The following is a 24,821-nucleotide window of genomic DNA, read 5'->3' as shown; positions in this document are numbered from 1 at the left end:
CCGGGACCGGTAGTCTCGCTGCATGCAACCGCGGCGGGGGCCCGTCTGGCTGGGCATTGACGTCGTGGCCGTGCTTGTTTTCTGCGCCCTCGGCCGGCGCAGCCACGACGAAGGCGTCACCGTCAGCGGCCTGGCCGGCACGGCGTGGCCGTTTCTGAGTGGGACGGTGCTGGGCTGGCTGGTGGCCCGGGCCTGGCGGCGGCCTACCGAGGTGGCGCCCACCGGGGTGCTCGTCTGGGTGTCGACCGTGCTGGTCGGGATGTTGTTGCGCAAGGCAAGTTCGGCCAGTGTGGCCCTGGCCTTCGTGGCGGTCGCCTCGACGGTGACCGCGGTGTTGCTGCTCGGATGGCGGGCCGCCGTCCAATCGGTCGCACGTCGTCGCGGCTGACAGGTCCGACACGTGGTACGCGAGGACAACGACACCTGGGATCCGGCGACCGGCGTCGGGATGACCGCGACGTTCGGGGCGACCGCTCGGGCGGTGGCCACCAACAAGGGGTTGATCAACGATCCGTTCGCTGAGCCGCTGGTCCGCGCCGCCGGGGTGGAGTACTTCATCCGGTTGATCGGGGACGAGCAGTACGCGGCCGACGGCGGCGACCCGGTGATGTCCGGGATGATCAGTGTCCTCGCGATACACGGCCGGTTCCTGGACGAGTTCCTCACCGGCGCGGCGCGGGCCGGCATCCGCCAGGTGGTGAACCTGGGCTCGGGTCTGGACACTCGCGCGTACCGGCTGTGGTGGCCACCGGGGACCACGCTGTACGAACTCGACCAGCCCGACGTGGTCGAGTTCGGGGGGAAAGTACTGCGCGACATGGGCGTCAAGCTGGCCGCGCACCGGCGCGCGCTGGGCGTCGATCTGCGCTGCGACTGGCTGACGGCGCTGTGCCGCGCCGGCTTCGACCCGGCCCAGCGCACTGTCTGGGTCGCCGAGAACCTGCTCGTGGGCTATCTGCCGCCGCACGCGCAGGACCGGTTGCTGCGCGAGGCCAGTGAGGTCAGCGCCCCGGGCAGCTGGTTCGCCGCGGACCATCTGCCCTGGACCCCCGTCCAGCTCACCGAGGGGCGGGCGTTCATCGACCAGTGGCGTGATCAGGGTCTGGATGTCGACCTGACCAAATTGACCTACACAGCCGAATTCCGCTCGGTCCCGGAGAACCTGGCGGCGCATCGCTGGGTGGTCAACGATCGCAGCATCCTCGAGCTGCTCGCCGCCGGCGGCTTTGCGGGACGCCGACGGATGAGTCCGCGCGATGTCGCGGCCAGCCCCCGATATCTCACCGGAATGCTTTCTCGCGACAAGCGTTAGACAGTTACGTGATGCCCACCCCCTCAACCCGCCCCGGGCTGCGCTTCGTGCCGGTCACGCTCGACGATCCGCACGCGCAGCCGCTGCTGGAGGAGTTGGCCGACGAGTACTCGGTTCGGTACGGGATGGAACGCCCGCTGATCCGGAACTGGCTGGTCGACGGGCCGGCCGGGGAGTTCGCCGCCCCGGACGGCGGCATGCTCGTCGGCCTGGTGGACGGCCGGTCGGTGACCGGGGGCGCGTTCTGTCGTTACGACGATCAGACCGCCGAGATCAAACGGGTCTGGACGCACCGCGACCACCGCCGCCGAGGGTATGCGGCCGCGCTGGTGGCTGCGCTGGAGGCCGACATCGCGGCCAGCGGTTACCGCCGCGTGTATCTGGTCACCGGCGACCGTCAGCCAGAGGCCGTGCAGTTGTACCGCTCGCTGGGCTACACCCAGCTGTCCGAGCCGCTGCCGACGCGCGGGCCGGTACTCCCGATCGCCTTCTTGAAGGCGTTGCAGTGACCCTGCACCTGGGGGTTGCGCTCGACGGGTATGGCTGGCACCCGCAGGCGTGGGCGCTGGTCGCCGAATCGCGTTCGGTGCTCAGCGGTGGCTACTGGGCCGATCTCGCTGTCACCGCCGAACGCGGCTTGCTCGATTTCCTCACCATCGACGACACACTGATGCCGCAGATCGGGCGCAGCTCCCGTATCCATCCCGACCGGCTGACCGGACGCGGTGACGCGGTGCTGACCGCCGCCCGGATCGCCCCGGCCACCCGACACATCGGCCTGATCCCGGTCGCCACCGTCACCCACACCGAGCCGTTCCACATCTCCAAAGCCATTGCCACCCTTGATTTTGTGTCCCGCGGGCGGGCGGGCTGGCAACCGCGGGTCAGCGGCACCGCGCACGAGGCGGCACTGTTCGGCCGACGCAGCATCAACCCCGATGAGCTGTTCGACGAGGCGCGCGACTACGTCGAAGTGGTGCGCCGGTTGTGGGACAGCTGGGAGGACGACGCGGTGATCCGCGACGTGGCCACCGGTCGTTTCATCGACCGGGACAAGTTGCACTACATCGACTTCACCGGCAAGTACTTCTCGGTCAAGGGGCCCTCGATCACACCGCGCCCGCCGCAGGGACAGCCGGTGGTGGCCGTGCTGGCCCACGCGACCCCCGTCTATGAGTTCGCGGCCGCTACCGCCGATGTCGTGTTCGTCACGCCCAGCGACGACGCCGCCGCGGGCGCACTGCACGATGAGGTGCGTGGCATCGGCGCACACCTGAAAGTCTTTGCCGACATTGTGGTTTCGTTTCACGGCCAGAACGATTTCCGCTCGGATACCTGGGTCTGGTCGGGCACTCCGGCCGAACTGGTAAACATGTTGCTCGGCTGGCAGCGCCTGGGTTTCGACGGCGTGCGACTGCGCCCGGCGGTGCATGCCACCGACCTGGCGGTGATCGTCGACGAGGTGGTGCCGCTGCTGCAGCGCGCCGACCGGTTCCGCACCCACTACCGCGACGGCGAATCCCTGCGCGAAAGGATCGGTCTGACAACATGATTCCGCTCTCGATCCTGGACCTGGCGCCGATCAGCGCCGGCAGCGATGCAGCCACCGCGCTGCGCAACACCATCGACCTGGCGCAGCGGGCCGAGCGGTGGGGCTTTCGCCGCTACTGGGTCGCCGAGCATCATTTCGTCAGCGTCGCCAGTTCGTCGCCGGCGGTGCTGATCGGCCAGATTGCCGCTGCCACCAACACGATTCGGGTGGGCGCGGCGGCGGTCCAGCTGGGCTACACCACCGCGGTCGCGGTCGTCGAGAACTTCGGCATGCTCGATGCGTTCTACCCGGGTCGCATCGATCTCGGCGTCGGCCGGTCCGGGCAACGTCGCTCCGACGAAGGCAAACCGAAGCGCCCCCGGCAGCCGCGGCCCCCGCGCGTCTGGCATGAGACTGACGGCGTCGTGATCCCCACCCCGTTCGATCTGCGCGGACTGCTCGATGTCGACCGGCTGCAGGCCACCATGGCGATCCTGCAGCAGCCCGAAGCGATTTCGCCGGACTTCGCCGAGCAGATCCACGACATTCTCGCGCTGCTGGACGGAAGCTACCGCGCCGGCGGGTTCGACGTGCACGCGGTGCCCGGCGAGGGCAGCGGCCTGCGGCCGTGGGTCTTCGGCAGCACCCGGGGGCAGAGCGCGCGCGTCGCCGGCGCGTTGGGATTGCCGTTCGTCGCCAGCTACCACATCACGCCGGCCACCGCGCTGGAGGCCATCGAGGCTTACCGCGAAACGTTCGTGCCGTCGGCGGCACTGGACAAGCCGTATGTGGTGGTCTCGGCCGATATCGTGGTTGCCGACGACACCGAGACCGCGCAGCGGCTGGCGGCCGGCTACGGGCATTGGGTGTACTCCATCCGCACCGGGGTGGGCGCCATGCCCTACCCGGAATCGGACCACCTGCCAACGCTCACCGCAGCGCAGTTCGACCTGGTTAAGGATCGGCTCGCAACACAATTCGTCGGCAACCCAGACGAGGTCGCCGAACGCCTGGCGGCACTGCAGCGGGTGACCGGCGCCGACGAACTCGTCGTCACCTCGGTCACCCACCGGCACGAAGACCGGTTGCGGTCCCACGAACTGATCGCCCGACGCTGGGGGCTGACGCCATGAGTCGCAAGCCCATTCATCTGGCCGCGCATTTTCCCGGCGTCAACAACACCACCGTGTGGAGCGATCCCGCGTCCGGAAGCCAGATCGACTTCGACTCGTTCGTGCACCTGGCCCGCACCGCCGAACGCGGTCTGTTCGACTTCTTCTTCCTGGCCGAAGGGTTGCGGTTGCGCGAACATCGCGGGCAGATCTACGACCTGGACGTGGTCGGCCGGCCGGACACGTTCACCCTGCTGGCGGCACTGGCCGGTGTCACCGAACGAATCGGCCTGACCGGAACCATCAACACCACCTTCAACGAACCATTCGAAGTGGCAAGGCAATTCGCCACCCTGGATCACCTGTCCGGGGGACGGGCCGGCTGGAACATCGTGACTTCCTCAGATGCGTTCACCGGGGCCAACTTTCGCCGCGGCGGTTTCCTGGCGCACTCCGAGCGCTACGCTCGGGCGGAGGAATTCGTCACCGTGGCCCGCAAATTCTGGGACAGCTGGGCCCCGGATGCGGTGGTGCGCCGCGACGGCGCCTACGTCGATCCGGACAAAATCCACAGCGTCGAATTCACCGGATCCCACTTCGACGTAACGGGGTTCGCGACACTGCCCGCCGGCCCGCAGGGGCATCCGGTGCTGCTGCAGGCCGGCGACTCCGATGAAGGCCGCAACTTCGGTGCCCGCCATGCCGACGCACTGTTCACCCTGCACGGCTCCCTGGACGACGGCCGGCGCTACTACCTCGACGTCAAAGACCGGGCCCGCAAGCAAGGCCGAAACCCGGACGAGCTCAAGGTTTTTCCGGCCGCGACGTTCGTGCTCGGTGACTCCGACGACGACGCCCGCGATAAGGCTCACCACATCCGCCACCAACAGGTCAGCGGCGCCACCGCAATCGCGATGCTGGAGCAGGTGTGGGGCCGCGAACTCTCCGACTACGACCCGGACGGTCCGCTGCCCGACGTCGATCCCGTCGTCGACAGCGACATCTCCCAGGGGCGCGTCCGGCACGGCGACCCGGTCGCGGTGGCACGTCGCTGGCGGGAGCGGGCCGCTGCCGACGGCCTGTCGATCCGCGAACTGATCATCGCGGTGACCAGCCGTGAGCAATTCGTCGGCACCGCAACGCATATCGCCGACGAGATCGACCGCTACGTGCAGGCCGACGCCTGCGACGGATTCATCCTGGTGCCGCACCTCACCCCGCACGGCCTCGACGAGTTCGTCGACCGGGTGGTGCCGCTACTGCAGGAGCGCGGCGCCTACCGCACCGAATACACCGGCGTGACGCTGCGCGAGCAGCTGGCCGATTAGCCCGCTTTGCGCAGCGCGGCATCGGTCGCCTCGCGGATCGGGCCGCGCCACAGCGGGCCATGACCGGGGGCGAGCAGCTCGGACTCCACCCGGGCCAGCGCGGACAGGGTGCGGATGCACTCCTGCTGGCTGTAGCTGAAGATCGCCGGCAACAACTGGGGGCCGTCGTGCGGGAGCAGCGGATGCCCGGTGACCAGCGCGTCACCACTGGCCAGGACGCCGTCGACCAGATACGAGCAGTGGCCGTTCGTGTGGCCGGGACTGAAGACCGCTGCCGGGCGACCCGGCAGCCCGGCGGCGATGTCGGCCGTCAGCGGCCTGGCAGTCGGGATGCCCGCACGAATCAGGCCACCGCTGCGCACCACATGCGCGGTCCACACCGCCCAGCGGGGCCGCCACAACCGTAAAGCCAGCGCGGGTATCGACACCTGCTCCAGGTATTCGCGCTTCGCATGACCGACCTCGTCGGCATGGCAGTACACCGGGGTGCCGTGCTCGCGCGCGAACCAGATCGCGCTGCCCAGATGGTCGATGTGGGCGTGGGTGAGCAGGATTGCGCGCAGGTCGGCGGGTTCGTAGCCCAGCCTGCGCAGCGAGGCCAGCACCTCCGCCCGGTCGGCGGGGTAACCGGCATCGATCAACATGACGCCGGTGTCGTCGGCGACCAGTGTCCAGTTGACCGCGGGACCCTGGGCGAGGTGGACCTTGTCGGTGATCTGCACCAGCTCCGTCATGGTCGTGAGTCTAGGAGCGATCGCAAGCCCGGCGATGCCGGGCGCAGCGGGTCGCGACCGTCAGGAGTAGAAAGAACTAGTGGCTGAACTGAAACTCGGATACAAGGCGTCCGCCGAACAATTCGCACCCCGAGAGCTCGTCGAACTCGCCGTTCTCGCCGAGGCGCACGGCATGGACAGCGCCACCGTCAGCGACCATTTCCAGCCGTGGCGGCACAAGGGCGGGCACGCCCCGTTCTCGCTGGCCTGGATGACCGCCGTCGGCGAGCGCACCGAGCGGCTGCAGTTGGGCACCTCGGTGCTCACCCCCACCTTCCGGTATAACCCGGCCGTCATCGCGCAGGCGTTCGCGACCATGGCGTGCCTATACCCCGGCCGCGTGTTCCTCGGCGTCGGCACCGGGGAAGCGCTCAACGAGATCGCCACCGGGTACGAGGGCGACTGGCCGGAGTTCAAAGAGCGGTTCGCGCGGCTGCGGGAATCGGTGCGGCTGATGCGCGAGTTGTGGCGCGGGGATCGCGTCGACTTCGACGGCGAGTACTACCGCACCAAAGGCGCCTCGATCTACGACGTACCCGAGGGCGGCGTCCCGGTGTACATCGCCGCCGGCGGCCCGGCGGTGGCCAAGTACGCCGGACGCGCCGGCGACGGTTTCATCTGCACCTCTGGAAAAGGCGAGGAGCTCTACACCGAGAAGCTGATCCCGGCCGTCAAAGAAGGCGCGCAGATCAACGACCGCAACCTCGACGACATCGACAAGATGATCGAGATCAAGATCTCCTACGACACCGACCCGGAGTTGGCCCGCGAGAACACCCGCTTCTGGGCGCCGCTGTCGTTGTCCGCCGAGCAGAAGCACAGCATCGACGACCCGATCGAGATGGAGAAGGCCGCCGACGCACTGCCGATCGAGCAGATCGCCAAGCGTTGGATCGTGGCCTCGGACCCCGACGAGGCCGTCGCCAAGGTCAAGGACTACGTGGACTGGGGTCTCAATCACCTGGTTTTCCACGCTCCCGGTCACGACCAGCGCCGCTTCCTGGAGCTGTTCGACAAGGACCTCGCGCCCAGGCTGCGCAAACTTGGCTGACACCGCGTCGAGGGCGATCTACATCGCGGCGCCCGAGTCGGAGACCGGTAAGTCGACGATCGCGCTCGGACTGATTCACCGGTTGGCGGCCACCGTCGCCAAAGTTGGTGTGTTCCGGCCGATCACGCGCGCCGAGGCCGGCCGGGACTACATCCTGGAGCTGTTGCTGGCGCACAGCAGTGCGGGACTGCCGTACGAACAATGCGCCGGCGTCACCTACCAGCAGCTGCATGAGGACGGCGACGCCGCCATCGCCACCATCGTCGACACCTACCACGCGATGGCCGCGAAATGCGACGTCGTGGTGATCGTGGGCAGTGACTACTCCGACGTGGCGAGTCCGGCCGAGCTTTCCGTCAACGCGCGCATCGCCGTGAATCTCGGTGCCCCGGTGTTGCTTGCGGTACGCGGCAAGGGGCGCACACCTGCCGAGATCGCCGCCGTCGTCGAGGTGTGTCTGGCCGAGCTGTCCGCGCAGCGCGCGCACACCGCGGCGGTGGTGGCCAACCGCTGCGATCCGGCCGAGCTGGCGGCGGTGTCGGACGCGCTGCGGCGGTTCACCCCGCGCAGCTACGTGCTGCCCGAGGAGCCGCTGCTGGCCGCGCCGACGGTGGCCGAGCTCACCACCGCCGTGCGCGGGACGCCGGTGCGCGGCGACGAACAGCTGGCCCAGCGCGAGGTGACCGGGGTGATGGTGGCCGGAATGACGGCAGACCACGTGCTGGAGCGGCTGCGCGACGGCATGGCGGTCATCACCCCCGGTGACCGCTCGGACGTGGTGCTCGCCGTTGCGAGTGCCCATGCGGCCGAAGGCTTTCCGTCGTTGTCGTGCATCGTGCTCAACGGTGGCTTCGACCTGCACCCCTCGATCGCGGCGCTGGTGGCCGGCCTGAAGCTGCGACTGCCGATCATCGCCACCAAGCTCGGCACGTACGACACCGCCAGCGCGGCGGGTTCGGCACGCGGGCGGGTCACCGTCGCCTCGCAGCGCAAGATCGACACCGCGCTGGCGATGATGCACCGCCACGTCGACGTCACCGATCTGCTCGAGCAACTCGCCCTGCCCATCCCGACGGTCACCACGCCGCAGATGTTCACCCACCAGTTGCAGGAGCGGGCCCGAGCCGACCGCAAGCGCATCGTGCTGCCCGAGGGCGAGGACGACCGGATCCTGCGCTCTGCGGGACGCCTGCTGCAGCGCTCGGTCGCCGAGCTGACGATCCTGGGCGACGAGGGGCAGGTCCGGGGGCGCGCCGCCGAACTCGGCGTCAGCCTCGACGATGCGCAGGTGATCGACCCACGCACCAGCGACCTGCACGAGCAGTTCGCCGAGAAGTACGCCGAGTTGCGCGAGGCCAAGGGCGTCACCCTGGAGCAGGCACGCGAAATCATGAATGACGCAACGTATTTCGGCACCATGCTGGTGTATCACGACATGGTCGACGGCATGGTGTCCGGCGCGGTGCACACGACGGCGCACACCGTCCGTCCGGCGCTGGAGATCATCCGCACGGTGCCGGACGTGTCGACCGTGTCCAGCATCTTCCTGATGTGTCTGCCGGACAAGGTGCTGGCCTACGGAGACTGCGCGATCGTCCCCAACCCGACACCCGAGCAGCTGGCCGACATCGCCATCAGCTCGGCGCGCACCGCAGCCCAGTTCGGCATCGACCCGCGGGTGGCCTTGCTGTCCTACTCCACCGGTGACTCCGGCTCTGGCGCAGACGTGGAAAAAGTCAGGGCTGCAACGGAATTGGTGCGCTCCCGAGAACCGGAGCTGTTGGTCGAGGGCCCGATCCAATACGACGCCGCGGTGGACCCGTCGGTCGCGGCGACCAAGATGCGCGACTCGCCGGTGGCCGGTCGCGCCACGGTGCTGATCTTCCCGGACCTCAACACCGGCAACAACACCTACAAGGCGGTCCAGCGCTCCGCGGGCGCCATCGCGATCGGCCCGGTGCTGCAGGGCCTGCGCAAGCCGGTCAACGACCTGTCCCGGGGTGCGCTGGTCGAAGACATCGTCAACACCGTGGCAATCACGGCGATTCAGGGGCAGGGGCAGCGATGAGTGACCGGTCGGTGTTGGTGATCAACTCCGGATCCTCCTCGCTGAAGTTCCAGCTCGTCGATCCCGACTCCGGGGTCTCCCGGGCCGCCGGCGTCGTCGAACAGATCGGGGAGAAATCCGCCGAAGTCCCCGACCACGAAGCTGCGCTGCGTCGTGCCTTCGACATGCTGGACGACGACGGAATCGACCTGCACGACTGTGGGCTGGTCGCGGTCGGTCATCGGGTTGTGCACGGCGGCAACCGGTTTCACGAGCCGACGCGGCTCGACGACCAGGTGATCGCGGAGCTGAAGAAACTTTCGCCGCTGGCTCCGCTGCACAACCCGCCCGCGCTGGCGGGTATCGGGGTGGCCCGCAAACTGCTACCGGACGTGCCGCACGTCGCCGTGTTCGACACCGCCTTCTTCCACGAACTGCCCGCGGCGGCGCAGACCTATGCGATCGACCGCGAGCTGGCCGAGAGGTGGCAGATCCGCCGGTACGGATTCCACGGCACCTCACACGAATTCGTCAGCCGGCAGGCCGCTGAGTTCCTGGGCCGGCCGTGGTCCGATGTGAACCAGATCGTGCTGCATCTGGGTAACGGCGCGTCCGCTTCGGCGGTGGTGGGCGGCCGGCCGGTCGAGACATCGATGGGCCTGACCCCGCTGGAGGGCCTGGTGATGGGCACCCGCAGCGGTGATATCGATCCGGGCGTGTTCAGCTATCTGTGGCGCGCGGCGGACCTCGGTGTCGAGGAGATCGAAACCATGCTGAACAAGCAGTCCGGGGTGCAGGGCCTGGCGGGCGAACGCGACTTCCGCCGGCTGCGGTCCATGATCGAATCCGGCGATGCCGCAGCAAAATTGGCCTACGACGTGTTCATCCACCGACTGCGCAAATACATCGGTGCCTATCTGGCGGTGCTCGGGCACTGCGATGTCATCAGCTTCACCGCCGGGATCGGCGAGCACGACGCGGTAGTGCGCCGGGAGGCGCTGGCCGGACTCGGCGAGTTGGGGATCGAGCTGGACGACGAGCGCAACACGACCGGGAGCGGCGCGCGGCGGATCTCCGCCGACGGTTCGCGGATCGCGGTGCTGGTGGTGCCGACCGACGAGGAGTTGGCGATTGCGCGCGACTGCATCGGCCTGCTGAACGGATAGACGTGGGCGGTGCCCGCCTGCGGAGCAGCTGTGGATCAACGTATTCGGGGGATGCGCCGGTCGTGCGATTCTTCGCGGCGTGCAGGAACCATTCGTCGGCAGCGACGCGCTGCAGCGCGGAGTGTTGAACCGTCATCAATTGCGCACGCGATACCGGGCGGTGCTGCCCGGAATCTATCTGCCTGCGGCCGGCGAACCTTCGTTTGAGCAGCGCATTGCGGCGGCCTGGCTATGGGCGAAAGGTACCGCCGTCATCGCGGGTGCGGCCGCGGCAGGGTTGCACGGTGCCGGGTGGGTTCCGCGTGCCGTGCCAATCGAACTGGTCTGCAACAACTCCCGGCCACCGCGCGGTGTCGTGACTCGGCGGTGCCGGCTGCTGGAGGGTGAGGTGCAGCTGATCGACGGCCGCTTCGTCACCACCGCGGCGCGCACCGCCTTCGACATCGGTCGGGGTGGCGCCCTGCATTCGGCGGTCGCGCGGTTGGACGCACTGGCTGCCGCGACGTCTTTCACGGTCGACGATGTCCTGGACATCGCGCAACGGCACCCCGGGTCGCCGGGCCTGCGACGGTTGGAGACGGCGCTCGAACTCGTCGACGCGGGTGCGCAGTCGCCCAGGGAGAGCTATCTACGGATGCTGCTGATCGAAGCCGGGTTTCCCCGGCCGCAGACCCAGATACCCGTATTGGGCGCCAACGGGATTCCGTTCGCTCACATCGACGTCGGGTGGGAGAAGTTCAAGGTCGGCGTCGAATACGAGGGCATGCACCATCAGACCGTGCGGGGGCGCTACGTCTACGACATCCACCGACTGGAGGACGTTCAGCAGCAGGGTTGGCTGATGGTGCGGGTAGTCGCCGAGGACCGCCCGGCGAGCATTACTCGGCGAGTGCGGGTGGCGATGGTAGAGCGCGGGTGGCCTGCGCCGGATTCGGAGCTACAGCGTTGGGTGTGAGCTGGTGGCGTCCGTTGTGCAACAGTGGTTTTGAAAGTGAGCGGAGGGCGGGATTCCGGCCGGCGAATTCCCGCCCAGGGTTCACACCCGGCGCCCAGGGTTCACGCTCGGCGCCCGGGCTTCAGAAAGTACTGATGGGCCGCACCTTGTTGGCCATATCCACCAGCGTGTACCGGTGCCGCTGGGTGGGCGCGACGCGGGCGAGGTTGCGCAGCGACGCCTCGACACCCAACCGCAGGCCGTGGTCGGTGAACGGAAAACCCAGGATGTGGTTGGTGCTCGCCTCGTTGTCCTGCAGCCAGTCCATCGCGCCGCCGAGCACCAGCGCGCGGATCTGCAACACGCGGGGTTCGGTGGCCGGCAGCGCCTCCACCCGGCGCGCCGCATCGCGGATCTGCTCCTCGGTGATCTCGTTCTGCGACCGCCCGGACAGCAGCGTCACCGCGCTGGTCAGCCGCGCGGTGGTGAAGTGCCGCGAGGTGGGCGGTACTTCATCGAGCGTCTGCACCGCCCCACTCCGATCACCTTGCGCGGACAGCGATCTCGCCAATCCGAAAGCGGCCGAGATCACGCCGTCGTTGGTGTTCCACACCGTCCGGTAGAACTTCTGCTCGTCCGGTTTGCCGGCCAGTTCAGCGGTGGCGGCCAGCGCCAGCTTGGGGGCCAGCTCGCCCGGGAAGGTGTCCAGCACGTCGGTGAAGTCCTTGATGGCCGAGTCATAGTCGCCGGTGAGCAGCTCGGACACGGCCCGGTACCAGACCAGCCGCCACCGCCAGCCGACCCGCGCGGCGAGGTCGTTGAGCTTGCGCGTGGCTTTGCTGACATCGCCGAGGTCCAGCAGGGCCCGGACTTCCATCAGCGGCAGTTCCACCGACTCCGAGACGTCGGCGCCGTCGGCGTCCAGCGAACCGTGGCGCGCCGCCCGCAGCGAATCCAGCGTCTGCACCGGCTGGGACAAGACGGTGGCCTGCAGCACCGGTGCGGCCACGTCAGCCGGATCGACCAGGGGGACCGACAACGCGGTGACGATCTCCTTGGCGGTCAGCTTCTCCGAATGCACCTGTCCGTCCAGGTAAACGTCGGTGTGGGCGACCAGCAGGTCCACCCCGAAGGTGGAGCGGCTCGGGCTGAAGATGGTGGACAGGCCGGGTCGCGGCACCCCGGTGTCGGCCGCGACCACCTCCCGCAACACCCCCATCAGCTGCGCGGACATCTCCTCGGCGCTGGCGAATCGCCGCCGGGGGTCCGGGTCGATGGCGCGGCGCAACAACCGGCCGAACGAGTCGTACTCGGCAAGTACCGGGTCGTCGTCGGGCAGGCCGTCCACGTAGCGGCCGTTGCGGGTGCGCAGGTTCAGCGTCAATGCGGCCAGCGTGCGGCCCACGGTGTAGATGTCGGTGGCGATGGTCGGCCCGGTCCGCACGATCTCGGGGGCCTGGAAGCCGGGGGTGCCGTAGAGGTAGCCGAACGAGTTGATCCGCGACACCGCGCCGAGGTCGATCAGCTTGAGCTGCTCCTCGGTGAGCATGATGTTCTCCGGCTTGAGGTCGTTGTAGACCAGGCCGATCGAATGCAGGTAGCTCATCGCGGGCAGGATTTCCAGGATGTAGGCGATCGCCTCGGCGACCGGCAGCTTCTCCGTCTTCCCGTTCTTGCGGCTGCGCTTGAGCGACTGGCCGCCGATGTACTCCATGACGATGTAGCCGACCGGGTCGCCGTGCTTATCGTTGTGCTCGACGAAGTTGAAGATCTGCACGATCGACGGGTGCACGACCTCGGCCAGGAACTGTCGCTCGGCCATGGCGATGGCCTGTGCCTCCGCGTCGCCGGAATGCACCAGGCCCTTGAGCACCACCGGGCGGTCGTTGACGTTGTGGTCCACCGCCAGGTAGACCCAGCCCAGCCCGCCGTGCGCGATGCAACCTTTCACCTCGTACTGCCCGGCCACGATATCGCCCGGATTCAGTTGCGGCACAAAGGAGTACGGGCTACCACAGTACGGGCACCAACCCTCCTTGGGTCCTTCCCCGCCCTTGCCTTCCGAACCGGACCGGCCGACCGGACGGCCACAGTTCCAGCAGAACCGCTTGCTTTCCGGGACGACGGGGTTCTTCATCAACGCCTTGAGCGGGTCGATGTCGGGCACCCGCGGGATCTCCACCAACCCGCCGCCGAGTTGCCGGATCGCCGGCACCGACCGCGTCGTCCCGGCGATCCGGTCCTGCGGCTGGGTGTCTATGGAGCCCAGCGAAAAGGCGATGTCGTCGCTGTCGAGATCGTCATCGTCGTCGAAATCCGGCCGGAACAGCGCCTGGGTGGCTTGCGGGCGGCCGGTCGTCGCGGTCGCGCCGGTCTGCGCATCTTCCTGCTGGGGGGCCGGTTCGGTGCCCTCCAGCTCATCCTGCTGGTCCTGGGATGCCTGCTTGCTCATCAGTCCACGTACTTCGGCTGGGGCGGCAGCGGGGCGGGACCCAGGTCGGTCAACCACTTGCGGTACAACGTGTTCCAGGTGCCGTCACCGCGGATGCGCTCGAGGGTGCCGTTGACGAACCGGACCAGGCCGGTGTTGTCCAGGTTGATCCCGATGCCGTACGGCTGGGTGGCCATGTTCGGCCCGACGATGTGCAGGTAGGGGTCTTCGCCGACCAGACCTGCCAGGATCGAGTCGTCGGTGGACACCGCGTCGATCTGGCGTTGCTGCATCGCCACCAGGCAGTCGGCCCAGTTCACCACCGAGACGATCACCGGGGGCGGCGCGATCTCGCGGATCCGGCGCAGCGAGGTGGTGCCGCGGGCCACGCAGACCCGCTTGCCGGACAGGTCGGCCACCTTGGCGATCGGCGAGTCCCGCGGCGCCAGGATGCGCTGGCTGGCGTCGAGGTACACGGTGGAGAAGTTGACCAGCTTGCGCCGCTCGCACGTGATGGTCATGGTCTTGACGACGATGTCGACCTGCGAGCGTTGCAACGCGGTGATGCGTTCGTCGGCCGACAGGATCCGGTACTCGACGTGGTTGGGGCTGCCGAAGATGTCGCGCGCCACCTCGCCGGCGATGTCGACGTCGAAACCGGTGATGTCGCCGCTGATCGGGTCGCGGAAGCTGAACAGATTGCTGCCGATGTCCAGGCCGACGATCAGCCGGCCGCGGGCACGGATGCCGGCCACCGCGGCGTCGGCGTCGGCGCGGTTGGGAAATGGCCGCAAGCTGGCGGTGGGGTTGCAGTCCTGGCTGGTGCTGTCCGGCGGCAGCGGAGCCTCCATCGGCAGCTCCTGCATGCCCACCGGCGTCGGCAGCGGCAGGGTCGGCGCCGCGTCGACCTTCAGTGGTTCGGAGTGACCGCAACCGGCCAGGCCGACCGTGAGCGCAACCAGCCCGGCAACTCGTCGGATCCGGCCCCGGCGCCTCATCACCGATACTCTTTCAGCCGCGGCCACAGCCCCAGCGCGACCGCGACGGCGGCGCTCAGGCTGAGCACCACCGCGCCGATCTGCGCCCCGGCCAGTCCCCGGTAGGCATTGAGCACGTCGGTGCGCAAATGATTACGACTCTGCTCGATGGCCTTGGTGAGTGCCTCGTCGAGCTTGTCGAAGGCGGGGGTCGAGTCGTCCTCGCCCTTGCCCAACGCCACCTGGGTGGCGGCCCGGTAATTGCCTACCGCGATGTAGGCGTTGATCCGGTCGTTGGCCTGCTGCCAGCGCACCAGCAGTTGATCGGCACCCTGCAGATCGGGCTTGTCGACGGCGTCGTTGCGGGCCATGTACGCGTCGAGCTGGTGATGCATGGCGTCGATGCGCTGGTAGAAGGCCTGTTTGCGGACCTCCTCGTCACCGCGGCGGATCAGCGACAACGTCTCGTCGGCCCGTGCCTGCTGGGCGGTGATCGCCAGGTTGGTCACCGTCTTGAGCGACTCGGCGGCAGTGTCCTTCGCGCTACGACTCGCCGTCGTGGAAATGGCCAACGCGGTCCCCACCCACACCACCATGACGAGAATACCGAGCGCGCCGACGACCAGGCCCGGGTTTACCCGCCGCCGGGTGCGCCGCGCCAGCCAGCGATGGGAGAACGCGCCGAACACCACGGTGGTGGCCACGACCAGGATGACCGGGGCCGGGATCTGCGTCGAGGCGGTGGTCTCGCTGTCCACCCGGTTCGAGGTCGCCTGGTAGAGCCGCTGCGCGTCGGGGAGGATCCGTGACTGCATCAGCCCGGACGCCTCCGACAGGTACGACGAGCCGACCGGGTTGCCGGCCCGGTTGTTGGTGCGGGCGATCTCGATGAGCCCGGTATAGACGGCCAGTTCGGCGTTGAGCCGGCCGAGCAGCTGCACCAGCGATTGGTCGGTCAGACCGCTCGAGGCCCGGGTCACCGCGACCGCGGCGTCGGTGATGGCCTGCTCGTACCGCAACCGCACAGCCCGCGGTTCGGTCTGCCCGATGAACGCCGTGGCCGCCGCCGCGTCGGCCACCGACAGCGTGGTGTATAGCCGGCCGGCCGCGAACGACAGCGGCTCGGTGTGCTCGAGCACCGTGGTCAGCACCTGCTGGCGGTGGTTGATCGTGGTGGAAGTCGCGAACGCGCTGGCCACCCCCAGGGCGGCCAACACGATGCCGATGGTCAGGATGCGGCCGGGGGTGGTGGACACGAACCACCAGCGGGGATGTGCGGGTTCGGCGGGGGAGCGCGATCCCAGTGGCTCGGTCGACGGATGCGCCAGCTCAACCGTCACTTCTGCTCAGCCCTCATCTTTCGGCCATCTCACCAACCCGTATGCGTCGAGTTTATGAGCATCTCGGCGAGGATGTGGGGAGGCGGCACGAATTGCCGCCTGCCTATCCTGAATCGGTGCGGGGCGACGGTGACGGATGGGTGATATCCGAGGGTGGCAGGCACTACTGGGGCAGATTCGGTGCGGCCGGGCTGCTGCTGCGGGCGCCCCGGCACGACGGCGCCCCCGCGGTGCTGCTGCAACATCGCGCGGTATGGAGTCATCAGGGCGGGACCTGGGGGTTGCCCGGCGGTGCCCTGGACAGTCACGAGACCCCGGAGCAGGCGGCGCTGCGTGAGGCGTACGAGGAGGCGGGTCTGGACACGCGGCGGGTGATTGTGCGTACAACGCGGATCACGGCTGAGCCACTCGATACCGAGTGGACCTACACGACCGTGGTCGCCGACGCCGAGGAAATGCTGGAGACCGTGGCCAACCACGAAACCGCGGAGATGCGCTGGGTCGGCGAGGACGAGGTTGCCAGCCTGCCGCTACACCCGGGGTTCGCCGCCAGCTGGCAATATCTGCGCGGCGTCCTGGCTACGCTGCCGCTGCAAGCGCCGAGCTGAGCGCTTGCGCTGCGGCTGTCGGATCCTCGGCGGCGGTGATGGCGCGCACCACCACGATCCGGCGTGCCCCGGCCTCGAGCACCTCAGGCAACCGCTGCACGTCGACGCCTCCGATGGCGAACCAGGGCTTGTCGGTAGCCAGCGCGGCGGCGAAACGCACCAGGTCCAGACCCGGCGCCGATCGGCCCGGCTTGGTCGGTGTGGGCCAGCAGGGACCGACGCAGAAGTAGTCGGCCGGCCCGGCCGCGGCCGCTTCGGCTTCGGCGGCTGAGTGGCTGGACAGCCCGAGCAGCGGGTCCGGCCCGGCAATCTCGCGGGCGATAGGCAGGGGCAGGTCGCGTTGGCCCAGGTGCAGCACGTCGGCACCGGCGGCGCGGGCGATGTCGGCGCGGTCGTTGACGGCGAACAGGGCACCGTGCCGGTGGGCAGCCTCGGCGAGGATCTCGCAGGCGGCCAGCTCGTCGAGCGCTTCCAGCGGACCGAATCGCTGCTCACCGGGCGACCCCTTGTCCCGCAACTGGATGATGTCCACCCCGCCGGCCAGCGCTGCGTCGGCGAACTCGGCGAGGTCGCCGCGCTCGCGCCGGGCGTCGGTGCACAGGTACAACCGTGCTGTCGCGAGTCGGGGCTGATGCACACCGCGACGTTAGCGCGCTAGCGTGGACACGGAGAACACACGGGAGTCCCGGGTTACCGGCGGGGCTGAGAGTGGGCACAGCCGATATGGACCTGCCCTTACCGTCACACCTGATCCGGGTCATGCCGGCGAAGGGAGCAGGAATGTCGGACGCGCTCGCGGTGGTGGGCGGCGGGATCATCGGGTTGTCGGTGGCGCGCCGGGCCGCTCAGGCCGGGCTCTCGGTCACCGTGCACCGCCGCGACGACGGCGGCGCCTCCTGGGTGGCCGGCGGCATGTTGGCCCCGCACAGCGAAGGCTGGCCCGGTGAGGAGCGGCTGCTGCGGTTGGGCTTGGAGTCGCTGCGGCTGTGGCGCGACGGCGGGTTTCTGGACGGTCTGGAACCGCAGCTGGTGACCGCCCGCGAGTCTCTGGTGGTGGCGGTCGACCGGGCCGACGTCGCTGATCTGCGGACGGTGGCGGACTGGTTGTCGCAGCAGGGTCACCCGGTGGTCTGGGAGTCGGCCGCCCGGGAGGTGGAACCGCAGCTGGCGCAGGGCATCCGGCACGGCTTCCGGGCGCCGACCGAGCTGGCGGTGGACAACCGCGCGGTGCTCGACGCCCTGGCCCGGGACTGTACGCGGCTCGGAATTCACTGGGCGGGACCGGTCACCGACCTGGCCGGCGCAGCCGGCGAAACGGTGGTGATCGCCAACGGCATCGACGCTCCCGGATTGTGGCCCGGGTTGCCGGTGCGGCCGGTCAAGGGCGAGGTGCTGCGGTTGCGCTGGCGCAAGGGATGTATGCCGTTGCCGGAGCGGGTGATTCGGGCCCGGGTGCACGGCAGGCAGGTGTACCTGGTGCCGCGCCCGGACGGCGTCGTCGTCGGCGCCACCCAGTACGAGCACGGCCGCGACACCGCCCCGGTGGTCTCGGGGGTGCGTGACCTGCTCGACGACGCGTGCGCGGTGTTGCCGGCGCTGGGCGAATACGAGTTGGCCGAGTGCGCGGCCGGCCTGCGGCCGATGACGCCGGACAACCTGCCCATTGTGCGACGACTGGACGAGCGGACCCTGGTCGCCACCGGCCACGGCCGGTCCGGGTTCCTGTTAGCCCCGTGGACAGCCGAACATATTGTGTCACAACTGATTCCGGTGGGAGCGCACTGATGATCGTGATGGTCAACGAACGACAGGTCGAGGTCGGTGAGCAGACCACCGTGGCCGCGCTGCTGAGCTCGATGGGTTTCCCGGACCGAGGGGTGGCGGTGGCGCTGGATTCTTCGTTGCTGCCGCGGTCCAATTGGGCGACAACGTTGTCCGATGGTGCGCGTATCGAGGTGGTGACGGCGGTGCAGGGTGGTTGACAAGCTGACGATCGCGGACCGCAGTTTCTCCTCGCGGCTCATCATGGGCACCGGGGGAGCGGGCAACCTCGCAGTGCTGGAGGAGGCGCTCACCGCTTCGGGCACCGAGCTGACCACCGTCGCGATCCGCCGGGTGGACGCCGAGGGCGGCACCGGCCTGCTCGACCTGCTCAACCGGCTGGGCATCACACCGCTGCCGAACACGGCCGGGTGTCGCAGCGCCGCCGAGGCGGTGCTCACCGCGCAGCTCGCCCGGGAAGCGCTCAACACCAACTGGGTGAAGCTCGAAGTGATCGCCGACGAGCGCACCCTGCTGCCGGATGCCGTCGAACTGATCCGGGCAGCAGAACAGTTGGTGGACGACGGCTTCGTGGTGCTGCCCTACACCAACGACGATCCGGCGCTGGCCCGACGCCTGGAAGACACCGGATGCGCGGCGGTGATGCCGCTGGGTTCGCCGATCGGCACCGGGCTGGGCATCACCAACCCGCACAACATCGAGATGATCGTCGCCCGCGCCGGTGTCCCGGTGGTGCTGGACGCGGGGATCGGCACGGCCAGCGATGCGGCCCTGGCGATGGAATTGGGTTGTGCCGCGGTCCTGTTGGCCACCGCGGTCACCCGCGCGGCCGATCCGCCGATGATGGCCGCGGCCATGGCGGCCGCCGTCAATGCGGGTTATCTGGCCCGGCGGGCCGGTCGCATCCCGAAGCGCTTCTGGGCTCAGGCGTCCAGCCCCACCCGATGAAACGATATGTGGCACTGGGCAGTTCGATGGCCGCCGGCCCTGGGATACGGCCGCGCGCGGCGGGTGCGCCGTGGCGAGCGGGACGATCGGCGCGCAACTACGCGCACCTGCTCGCCGCACAAGCCGGCCTGGATCTGACCGACGTCACCTTCTCCGGCGCCACCACGGCGCACGTGCTGTCTGAACGTCAATACGGCGCACCGCCACAAGTGACCGCACTGGACGGGTCCGAGACATTGGTGACGGTGACCATCGGCGGCAACGACGTCGGCTATGTCCCGGCGCTGATGGCGGCGTCGCTGCCGTCAGTGGTGCGGCACCTGCCGCTGCTGGGCGGACGCATCGCGGGTCTGCTGGATCGGCAGACGCGCGATCGCGCCCTGTCCGAGGTGTTCGATTCGCTTTGCGCAGTGGGACATTCGTTGCGCGAGCGCGCGCCGCGGGCGCAGATCTTCTTTGTCGACTACCTGACGGTGCTGCCACCGGCAGGTGTGCCCGCGCCACCGCTGTCCGGCGAACATGTGGAACTGGGCCGGCATCTGGCCACTACCCTGGAAAAGCTGACGGCCGAAGCCGCCGCGGTGACGGACTGTGCCGTGGTGCCGGCCGCGGCGGCCAGCCGCGATCATCACGCGTGGTCCCAGCAGCCCTGGACTACCAAACCCGGTGTGCCGCTACCCGGTCGGCCCGCACCGCTGCACCCGAACGGTGCCGGGATGCGGGCCGTCGCAGAACTTATCCGGAAAGCGTTGTAAGGCAACGAAAACGGTCAGCCGTTGGTGTGCCACCACTTGTACAGCGACGCGGTGTCGGTGTTGGACGCGCGGATGAAGCTCAGCACGTTCTTGGCGTCGGTGGTCCAGATGACCTCGGCCTGACCCTGATACGTGCCGCACGCCACCTGGCCGGAGGGTGTGGTGGAGCTGCCCTGGGTCCAGGTGGTGGGTGACTTGGCGTCCCCGCAGTTGGCCAGGGTGTCGTCCTTGATGCTGGCGGTGAACGCACTGCCCAGGTCGGTGGAGTTGCTGAACAGCATGTACTTGGCGACGACGGGTCCACCCTCGAGCGAGTTCTGGCCGCACTCCATGACGGCGACCATGCCGCTGGACGGGTCCGCCTGGTGACAGTTGCTGGTGGAGTAGCCTTTCGACAGCAGGCTGACGAGCGTTTCGTTGGGATCGGCATTCGCTGTCGCCATGCCCGCATAGCTGACAGTGCCAACCAGCGCCGCGGCGGATACGGCCCGCAGCAACTGTGTGAGGTGAGACATTTGTTGACTCCTTTTATTTGGTGGGACCGATGGTGCGCCTGTGCCGGTACCGGGGAGTGTATTTGTGCGGCACCGCAGAAAACAGACTTTTCCGAAAGGAATCCACGGCTCGGGTGACCGGACATCCTGCCCGGCGGCGATACATTCTGTGGGGCACTGTCTGATTGGGTGCCAATGACGGTGCGTCGGTCCTCGGGGTAGCACTGAAATACGTTGTGGCGCAGTGTTTGTCGCAAGTTCTGAAAATTGCGCAAGGGCGGGCTGCCGGGGCGCGATCGCGGCTGCCGAGTTTGTGGTGCCAGCGTGCCAAGTCTCCGGTATGGTAAGCCTCGCTTCCCGCCAGCTAACTTCTCTCGATCTGGAGAATCATGACGCAACCTCCCGGTTACCCGCCGCAGCAGCCGCCCGCCGGGCAGGCGCCGAACAACAACCTGGTGTTGGCCATCTTGGCGACGATCTTCTGCTTCCCGCCCACCGGGATCGTCGCGATCGTCAAGGCCAGTCAGGTCTCGGGTCTCTGGGCGCAGGGTCAGTACGCCGAGGCGCAAGCCTCCGCCGACTCGGCCAAGAAGTGGGTGAAGTGGTCGGTCATTGCCTGGGTGATCTCGGCCGTCCTCTATGCGGTCCTCGCATTCGTGCTTGCGTCGAACGCTCCGGATACGACCACCTCGATGGCCGCAATCCTGTTCTGAGGCCGAGCACTGGCTGATCCTGTGGACACCCGCCGAGCTGTCCGGCCGTTGCGGCTGGGTCGTCCGCTGCTGGTGGCTGCGGCAGCAACAGCGGTGTGTACCGGCATCTGGCTGGCTGACCCCACCACGCCGGGCGGCCCGCTGCCGACCTGTCCCACCAAAGCGCTACTGGGGATCGACTGCCCGGGGTGTGGCAGCATGCGGATGCTGTACAGCCTGCTGCACGGGAACGTGTGGGCGGCGGCCAGATTCAACGCCGTCGCCCTGATCGCAGTGGTACTCCTGGTGTGGGCCTACGCCGCCTGGACGTACGGCCACGTGGTCGGTCGGCGGATCAAGAGTTGGCAGCACACCCGGTGGGCGGCGCTGGTGACGCTGGGGGTGTGGGTGGTCTGGTTCGTGGTGCGCAACATCCCGGTCGCGCCGTTGCGGGGACTGGCCGTCTAGTCTGGGCGCGATGGTGCACAAATCGAAGTCGCTTGCCGCGGCCCTTGCCGTGCTGGCGACGGTCGCTTTCCTCGTCACGGGTTGCGGACGGTGCGCCACGGAGTCGCAGCCCGCAGGCGGCAGCCCGGCCGCGACCGACTTCGCCACCGCAATGCGCAACAAGGTGTCCACCGACGGGATGCTGGCGCACCTGTCCAAACTGCAGGACATCGCCAACGCCAACAACGGCACCCGCGCGGTGGGCACCCCCGGCTACGACGCCAGCGTCGACTACGTCGTAGAAACGTTGCGCAACAGCGGGTTTGACGTACAGACCCCCGAATTCTCGGCGCGGGTGTTCCACGCCGAGAAGGGTTCGGTCGCCGTCGGGGACCTGACCGCCGACGCCCGCGCCCTGGAGTACAGCCGCAGCACCCCGCCCGAGGGTGTGACGGGCCCGCTGCTGTTCGCGCCCGACGGCGAGAGTCCGGGTTGCACGCCGGACGACTACGACAAGCTGCCGGTGCAGGGCGCGGTGGTGGTGGTCAACCGCGGTTCCTGCCAGTTCGCCCAGAAAGAGGACGCCGCCGCACAACGCGGTGCCGTGGCCCTGATCGTCATCGACAACGTCGACGAGCAGGCCATGGGCGGCACGCTCGGCGCGACCACCGACGTGAAGATTCCGGTGGTCAGTGTCACCAAATCCGTCGGCTTCCAGTTGCGCGCCAAGTCCGGGCTGGCGACCATCAAACTTTCGGCGACCACGCAGAACTTCAAGGCCCGCAACGTCATCGCGCAGACCAAGACGGGTTCGCCGACCGACGTCGTGATGGCCGGTGCGCATCTGGACAGCGTGCCGGAGGGGCCGGGCATCAACGACAACGGTTCCGGCGTCGCCGCGATCCTGGAAACCGCGGTGCAACTGGGGAATTCGCCGCAGGTGCACAACGCGGTCCGGTTCGCCTTCTGGGGCGCCGAAGAACTCGGGCTGATCGGCTCGCGCAACTACGTCGAGTCACTGGACATCGACGGGCTGAAGAACATTGCGCTGTACCTTAACTTCGACATGCTGGCGTCGCCCAACCCCGGTTACTTCACCTACGACGGTGACCAGTCGCTGCCGATGGATGCCCGCGGCCAGCCGGTGGTGCCGGAGGGTTCGGCCGGCATCGAGCGCACGTTGGTCGCTTACCTGAAACTGTCCGGAAAGGCCGCCCGGGACACCTCGTTCGACGGTCGCTCCGACTACGACGGGTTCACCCTGGCCGGCGTCCCGTCGGGCGGCCTGTTCTCCGGAGCGGAAGCCAAGATGTCCGAGGAGGAGGCCAAGCTGTGGGGCGGGGCGGCCGACCAGCCGTTCGACCCCAACTACCACCAGAAGGGCGACACCCTCGAACACATCGACCGAACCTCGCTGGGGATCCAGGGCGGCGGCGTCGCCTATGCAGTAGGCCTGTACGCGCAGGATCTCGGCGGCCGCAACGGGGTTCCGAGCATGGGAGATCGCACCCGTCACGTGCTCGCCAGGCCATGACCGGCCGGATCGCCGCCCTGCTGTTGACGTTGCTGCTCGCGGCATGCGCGGGTACGCCGTCCTCGCATGACCCGGCCCAGCCGGTTGCCGCACCGGACCCGGCGCGTGCGCTGGCGTCGAAGGTCACCGCAGCCGCGATGTTCGCCCATCTGCGGGCGCTGCAGGACATCGCCGACGCCAACAAGGGGAGTCGGGCCGCGGGCACACCCGGCTACGACGCCAGTGTCGAGTATGTGGCTAGAACACTGCGCGCCAAGGGATTCGAAGTAGCGACACCCCAGTTCGAGCGGCTGCGCAACACCTCGCAGGGCAAGCCGGCGCTCACCGTCGCCGGTCGCAGCTTCCCCGTCGACCAGGCTTCGCTACTGGTGCGGACGCCGGCCGGCGGCCTGAGCGGACCGGTGGTGCGACCCGCCGCAGCCGCCGGTTGTGCCGCGACCGACTATCCGGACGCGCTGCCCAAGGGCGCGATCGCAGTGGTCGACGACACCCGCTGTTCGGTGGTGGACAAGCAGAACAGCGCCGTGGCCAGGGGTGCGGCCGCGCTGATCGTGATCCAGCCCAGCGGCCAGGGGGCATCGCCCACACTGTTCAACCCCGGCTACTACAACCAGCTGACCGTCCCGGTCGCGGTGGTGGGCACCAACGGTGCCGCCGCACTGACCCGCGGCGCCGGACCGGTGCGGCTGGTGCTGGACGCCGCGAACGTCAAGATCACCTCGCGAAACGTGTTGGCGCAGACCAGGACCGGCGCGGTCAACGAGGTGGTGATGGTAGGCACCCATCTGGACAGCCCGGCGGACAGTCCGGGCCTGAACAATGCCGGGACCGGGGTGGCCGCGGTGTTGGAGACGGCGCTGCAGCTGGGTCCCCTGCCGCCGGTGACCAACGCGGTGCGCTTCGCGTTCTGGGGAGCCGAGGAGAACGGCACCAACGGCTCGATGGACTACGTCTTCGGCCTCGACAACGAGGCGCTGAACAACATTGCACTGTATTTGAACTTCGACATGCTCGGTTCGCCTAACGCGGGGTTCTTCACCGACGACGGTGACCAGTCGGGACCGGCCGGTCCGGATGTGCCGTCGGCCGACGTGCCGCAGGGATCGGCCGGAATCGAACGGACGCTGGCCGGATACCTGAACCTGGCCGGGAAGCGGCCGGCCGACATGCCGCTGAACACCCGCACCGACTATCACCCGTTTCTCGTCGCGGGCGTCCCGGTGGGTGGCATGAACACCGGCGCTTCGCAAGTGAAAACCGCTGTGCAGGCGCGACTCTGGGGTGGTCAGCCGGGCGTGGCATTCGACCCCGGCTACCAGAGTGCACGCGACAACCTCGAAGCCGTGAACCGGGAAGCGTTGGCGGTCATGGGGTCTGGGGTGGCATTCGCGGTGGGCACCTATGCCGACTCGGTCACCGGTGTCAACGGCGTTACCCCCCATGACAAACGTCACCGCACCCGGGTGTCTTAGCGCAACGCTGGTCACGACGTGAGCCGGGAAGTAGAGTGTGCGCTGACGTCGGCAAACTGCGGCGGCATCGTGATTGGTGTAGGAGGG

The 24,821-nt window shown here is 68.4% G+C and carries 24 protein-coding genes and 1 pseudogene; 19 read left to right on the top strand and 6 right to left on the bottom strand.

Annotated elements, in window-relative coordinates; all coding sequences use genetic code 11:
- Window positions 1-22: 22 nt before the first annotated feature.
- The 6 genes from AC5Y3Z_RS15495 to AC5Y3Z_RS15470 are packed head-to-tail and all read left to right on the top strand — an operon-like array spanning window position 23 to window position 5,283.
- Window positions 23-388 carry a DUF3054 domain-containing protein gene (locus AC5Y3Z_RS15495; RefSeq protein ID WP_463825544.1) on the top strand — a complete coding sequence of 122 codons (366 nt, stop codon included), beginning with the start codon at window positions 23-25 and terminating at the stop codon, window positions 386-388.
- A 60-nt stretch (window positions 389-448) separates the two neighbouring features.
- Window positions 449-1,312, top strand: coding sequence for an SAM-dependent methyltransferase (locus AC5Y3Z_RS15490; RefSeq protein ID WP_473139510.1), 864 nt, complete (start codon window positions 449-451; stop codon window positions 1,310-1,312).
- An 11-nt stretch (window positions 1,313-1,323) separates the two neighbouring features.
- Window positions 1,324-1,821: a GNAT family N-acetyltransferase gene (locus tag AC5Y3Z_RS15485; RefSeq protein ID WP_473139460.1), complete on the top strand. Its 498-nt coding sequence runs from the start codon at window positions 1,324-1,326 to the stop codon at window positions 1,819-1,821.
- A complete protein-coding gene (locus AC5Y3Z_RS15480; protein WP_473139459.1) occupies window positions 1,818-2,864 on the top strand; it encodes an LLM class flavin-dependent oxidoreductase in 1,047 nt (348 codons plus the stop codon). The genes AC5Y3Z_RS15485 and AC5Y3Z_RS15480 overlap by 4 nt, the downstream gene beginning before the upstream one ends.
- Window positions 2,861-3,976, top strand: coding sequence for an LLM class flavin-dependent oxidoreductase (locus AC5Y3Z_RS15475; RefSeq protein ID WP_473139458.1), 1,116 nt, complete (start codon window positions 2,861-2,863; stop codon window positions 3,974-3,976). The genes AC5Y3Z_RS15480 and AC5Y3Z_RS15475 overlap by 4 nt, the downstream gene beginning before the upstream one ends.
- Window positions 3,973-5,283: an NtaA/DmoA family FMN-dependent monooxygenase gene (locus AC5Y3Z_RS15470; protein WP_473139457.1), complete on the top strand. Its 1,311-nt coding sequence runs from the start codon at window positions 3,973-3,975 to the stop codon at window positions 5,281-5,283. The genes AC5Y3Z_RS15475 and AC5Y3Z_RS15470 overlap by 4 nt, the downstream gene beginning before the upstream one ends.
- On the opposite strand, the gene AC5Y3Z_RS15465 is transcribed toward AC5Y3Z_RS15470, so the two are convergent.
- Window positions 5,280-6,017 (bottom strand): MBL fold metallo-hydrolase, encoded by a 738-nt coding sequence (locus tag AC5Y3Z_RS15465; RefSeq protein WP_473139456.1) that lies wholly within the window; start codon window positions 6,015-6,017, stop codon window positions 5,280-5,282. The genes AC5Y3Z_RS15470 and AC5Y3Z_RS15465 overlap by 4 nt on opposite strands.
- A 79-nt stretch (window positions 6,018-6,096) precedes the next feature.
- Between AC5Y3Z_RS15465 and fgd the strand changes: the two genes are divergently transcribed.
- The 4 genes from fgd to AC5Y3Z_RS15445 all read left to right on the top strand — a co-directional run bounded on the left by fgd (window position 6,097) and on the right by AC5Y3Z_RS15445 (window position 11,275).
- Window positions 6,097-7,107: a glucose-6-phosphate dehydrogenase (coenzyme-F420) gene (gene fgd / locus AC5Y3Z_RS15460; RefSeq protein ID WP_463825550.1), complete on the top strand. Its 1,011-nt coding sequence runs from the start codon at window positions 6,097-6,099 to the stop codon at window positions 7,105-7,107.
- Window positions 7,100-9,175 (top strand): phosphate acetyltransferase, encoded by a 2,076-nt coding sequence (pta, locus tag AC5Y3Z_RS15455; RefSeq protein WP_473139455.1) that lies wholly within the window; start codon window positions 7,100-7,102, stop codon window positions 9,173-9,175. Before fgd ends, pta begins: the two co-directional genes overlap by 8 nt.
- Window positions 9,172-10,320, top strand: coding sequence for an acetate kinase (locus AC5Y3Z_RS15450; RefSeq protein WP_473139454.1), 1,149 nt, complete (start codon window positions 9,172-9,174; stop codon window positions 10,318-10,320). The genes pta and AC5Y3Z_RS15450 overlap by 4 nt, the downstream gene beginning before the upstream one ends.
- A 79-nt stretch (window positions 10,321-10,399) precedes the next feature.
- Window positions 10,400-11,275, top strand: a complete 876-nt coding sequence (locus AC5Y3Z_RS15445; RefSeq protein WP_473139453.1) for a putative endonuclease domain-containing protein — start codon at window positions 10,400-10,402, stop codon at window positions 11,273-11,275.
- A gap of 121 nt (window positions 11,276-11,396) precedes the next feature.
- Here the strand turns inward: AC5Y3Z_RS15445 and AC5Y3Z_RS15440 are convergent, their stop codons facing one another.
- The 3 genes from AC5Y3Z_RS15440 to glnX are packed head-to-tail and all read right to left on the bottom strand — an operon-like array spanning window position 11,397 to window position 16,002.
- Entirely contained in the window at window positions 11,397-13,706 is a 2,310-nt protein-coding gene (locus AC5Y3Z_RS15440; protein WP_473139452.1) for a serine/threonine-protein kinase PknG, read from the bottom strand.
- Entirely contained in the window at window positions 13,706-14,683 is a 978-nt protein-coding gene (locus AC5Y3Z_RS15435; RefSeq protein WP_463825557.1) for a glutamate ABC transporter substrate-binding protein, read from the bottom strand. The genes AC5Y3Z_RS15440 and AC5Y3Z_RS15435 overlap by 1 nt, the downstream gene beginning before the upstream one ends.
- Window positions 14,683-16,002: a protein kinase G-activating protein GlnX gene (gene glnX / locus AC5Y3Z_RS15430; RefSeq protein WP_463825558.1), complete on the bottom strand. Its 1,320-nt coding sequence runs from the start codon at window positions 16,000-16,002 to the stop codon at window positions 14,683-14,685. The genes AC5Y3Z_RS15435 and glnX overlap by 1 nt, the downstream gene beginning before the upstream one ends.
- 116 nt (window positions 16,003-16,118) lie before the next feature.
- Here glnX and AC5Y3Z_RS15425 point away from each other — a divergent pair.
- Window positions 16,119-16,595, top strand: a pseudogene (locus AC5Y3Z_RS15425) (NUDIX hydrolase); the annotation flags it as partial.
- Here the strand turns inward: AC5Y3Z_RS15425 and thiE are convergent.
- Window positions 16,582-17,247 carry a thiamine phosphate synthase gene (gene thiE, locus AC5Y3Z_RS15420; protein ID WP_473139451.1) on the bottom strand — a complete coding sequence of 222 codons (666 nt, stop codon included), beginning with the start codon at window positions 17,245-17,247 and terminating at the stop codon, window positions 16,582-16,584. The pseudogene AC5Y3Z_RS15425 and the gene thiE sit on opposite strands and share 14 nt — an antisense overlap.
- 143 nt (window positions 17,248-17,390) lie before the next feature.
- On the opposite strand from thiE, the gene thiO reads away from it, so the two are divergent.
- The 4 genes from thiO to AC5Y3Z_RS15400 are packed head-to-tail and all read left to right on the top strand — an operon-like array spanning window position 17,391 to window position 20,095.
- Entirely contained in the window at window positions 17,391-18,395 is a 1,005-nt protein-coding gene (gene thiO / locus AC5Y3Z_RS15415; RefSeq protein ID WP_463825561.1) for a glycine oxidase ThiO, read from the top strand.
- Window positions 18,395-18,592 (top strand): sulfur carrier protein ThiS, encoded by a 198-nt coding sequence (gene thiS, locus AC5Y3Z_RS15410; protein WP_463825562.1) that lies wholly within the window; start codon window positions 18,395-18,397, stop codon window positions 18,590-18,592. Before thiO ends, thiS begins: the two co-directional genes overlap by 1 nt.
- A 43-nt stretch (window positions 18,593-18,635) precedes the next feature.
- Window positions 18,636-19,340: a thiazole synthase gene (locus AC5Y3Z_RS15405; protein ID WP_463825965.1), complete on the top strand. Its 705-nt coding sequence runs from the start codon at window positions 18,636-18,638 to the stop codon at window positions 19,338-19,340.
- Window positions 19,337-20,095: an SGNH/GDSL hydrolase family protein gene (locus AC5Y3Z_RS15400; protein WP_473139450.1), complete on the top strand. Its 759-nt coding sequence runs from the start codon at window positions 19,337-19,339 to the stop codon at window positions 20,093-20,095. Before AC5Y3Z_RS15405 ends, AC5Y3Z_RS15400 begins: the two co-directional genes overlap by 4 nt.
- A gap of 14 nt (window positions 20,096-20,109) precedes the next feature.
- Here the strand turns inward: AC5Y3Z_RS15400 and AC5Y3Z_RS15395 are convergent, their stop codons facing one another.
- Complete coding sequence (locus AC5Y3Z_RS15395; RefSeq protein ID WP_463825564.1) at window positions 20,110-20,610, bottom strand: serine/threonine protein kinase; 501 nt, start codon at window positions 20,608-20,610, stop codon at window positions 20,110-20,112.
- A 368-nt stretch (window positions 20,611-20,978) separates the two neighbouring features.
- On the opposite strand from AC5Y3Z_RS15395, the gene AC5Y3Z_RS15390 reads away from it, so the two are divergent.
- Genes AC5Y3Z_RS15390 through AC5Y3Z_RS15375 form a run of 4 tightly spaced genes read left to right on the top strand, consistent with a single transcriptional unit; the run spans window position 20,979 to window position 24,734 of the window.
- On the top strand, window positions 20,979-21,302 hold the full coding sequence (locus AC5Y3Z_RS15390; protein ID WP_463825565.1) for a CD225/dispanin family protein: 324 nt from the start codon (window positions 20,979-20,981) through the stop codon (window positions 21,300-21,302).
- A gap of 21 nt (window positions 21,303-21,323) precedes the next feature.
- Window positions 21,324-21,749: a DUF2752 domain-containing protein gene (locus tag AC5Y3Z_RS15385; protein ID WP_473139449.1), complete on the top strand. Its 426-nt coding sequence runs from the start codon at window positions 21,324-21,326 to the stop codon at window positions 21,747-21,749.
- Window positions 21,750-21,759: 10 nt separating this feature from the next.
- Window positions 21,760-23,262, top strand: a complete 1,503-nt coding sequence (locus AC5Y3Z_RS15380; protein WP_463825567.1) for a M28 family metallopeptidase — start codon at window positions 21,760-21,762, stop codon at window positions 23,260-23,262.
- Window positions 23,259-24,734 (top strand): M28 family peptidase, encoded by a 1,476-nt coding sequence (locus AC5Y3Z_RS15375; RefSeq protein ID WP_473139448.1) that lies wholly within the window; start codon window positions 23,259-23,261, stop codon window positions 24,732-24,734. The genes AC5Y3Z_RS15380 and AC5Y3Z_RS15375 overlap by 4 nt, the downstream gene beginning before the upstream one ends.
- The last annotated feature ends 87 nt before the right edge of the window (window positions 24,735-24,821 follow it).

The organism is Mycobacterium sp. NGS61 (assembly GCF_059812325.1).
The sequence above is the reverse complement of the archived record's forward strand: the minus strand, read 5'-3'. Positions and strand labels throughout refer to the sequence as shown.

Coding starts and splice junctions, on each gene's coding strand:
- AC5Y3Z_RS15400 (WP_473139450.1), top strand. CDS start 19,337: ATGAAACGATATGTGGCACTGGGCAGTTCGATGGCCGCCGGCCCTGGG.
- AC5Y3Z_RS15495 (WP_463825544.1), top strand. CDS start 23: ATGCAACCGCGGCGGGGGCCCGTCTGGCTGGGCATTGACGTCGTGGCC.
- AC5Y3Z_RS15435 (WP_463825557.1), bottom strand. CDS start 14,683: ATGAGGCGCCGGGGCCGGATCCGACGAGTTGCCGGGCTGGTTGCGCTC.
- thiS (WP_463825562.1), top strand. CDS start 18,395: ATGATCGTGATGGTCAACGAACGACAGGTCGAGGTCGGTGAGCAGACC.
- AC5Y3Z_RS15375 (WP_473139448.1), top strand. CDS start 23,259: ATGACCGGCCGGATCGCCGCCCTGCTGTTGACGTTGCTGCTCGCGGCA.
- AC5Y3Z_RS15440 (WP_473139452.1), bottom strand. CDS start 13,706: ATGAGCAAGCAGGCATCCCAGGACCAGCAGGATGAGCTGGAGGGCACC.
- AC5Y3Z_RS15390 (WP_463825565.1), top strand. CDS start 20,979: ATGACGCAACCTCCCGGTTACCCGCCGCAGCAGCCGCCCGCCGGGCAG.
- AC5Y3Z_RS15490 (WP_473139510.1), top strand. CDS start 449: ATGACCGCGACGTTCGGGGCGACCGCTCGGGCGGTGGCCACCAACAAG.
- AC5Y3Z_RS15405 (WP_463825965.1), top strand. CDS start 18,636: ATGGGCACCGGGGGAGCGGGCAACCTCGCAGTGCTGGAGGAGGCGCTC.
- AC5Y3Z_RS15450 (WP_473139454.1), top strand. CDS start 9,172: ATGAGTGACCGGTCGGTGTTGGTGATCAACTCCGGATCCTCCTCGCTG.
- AC5Y3Z_RS15475 (WP_473139458.1), top strand. CDS start 2,861: ATGATTCCGCTCTCGATCCTGGACCTGGCGCCGATCAGCGCCGGCAGC.
- AC5Y3Z_RS15485 (WP_473139460.1), top strand. CDS start 1,324: ATGCCCACCCCCTCAACCCGCCCCGGGCTGCGCTTCGTGCCGGTCACG.
- AC5Y3Z_RS15470 (WP_473139457.1), top strand. CDS start 3,973: ATGAGTCGCAAGCCCATTCATCTGGCCGCGCATTTTCCCGGCGTCAAC.
- thiO (WP_463825561.1), top strand. CDS start 17,391: ATGTCGGACGCGCTCGCGGTGGTGGGCGGCGGGATCATCGGGTTGTCG.
- AC5Y3Z_RS15380 (WP_463825567.1), top strand. CDS start 21,760: ATGGTGCACAAATCGAAGTCGCTTGCCGCGGCCCTTGCCGTGCTGGCG.
- AC5Y3Z_RS15465 (WP_473139456.1), bottom strand. CDS start 6,017: ATGACGGAGCTGGTGCAGATCACCGACAAGGTCCACCTCGCCCAGGGT.
- AC5Y3Z_RS15395 (WP_463825564.1), bottom strand. CDS start 20,610: ATGTCTCACCTCACACAGTTGCTGCGGGCCGTATCCGCCGCGGCGCTG.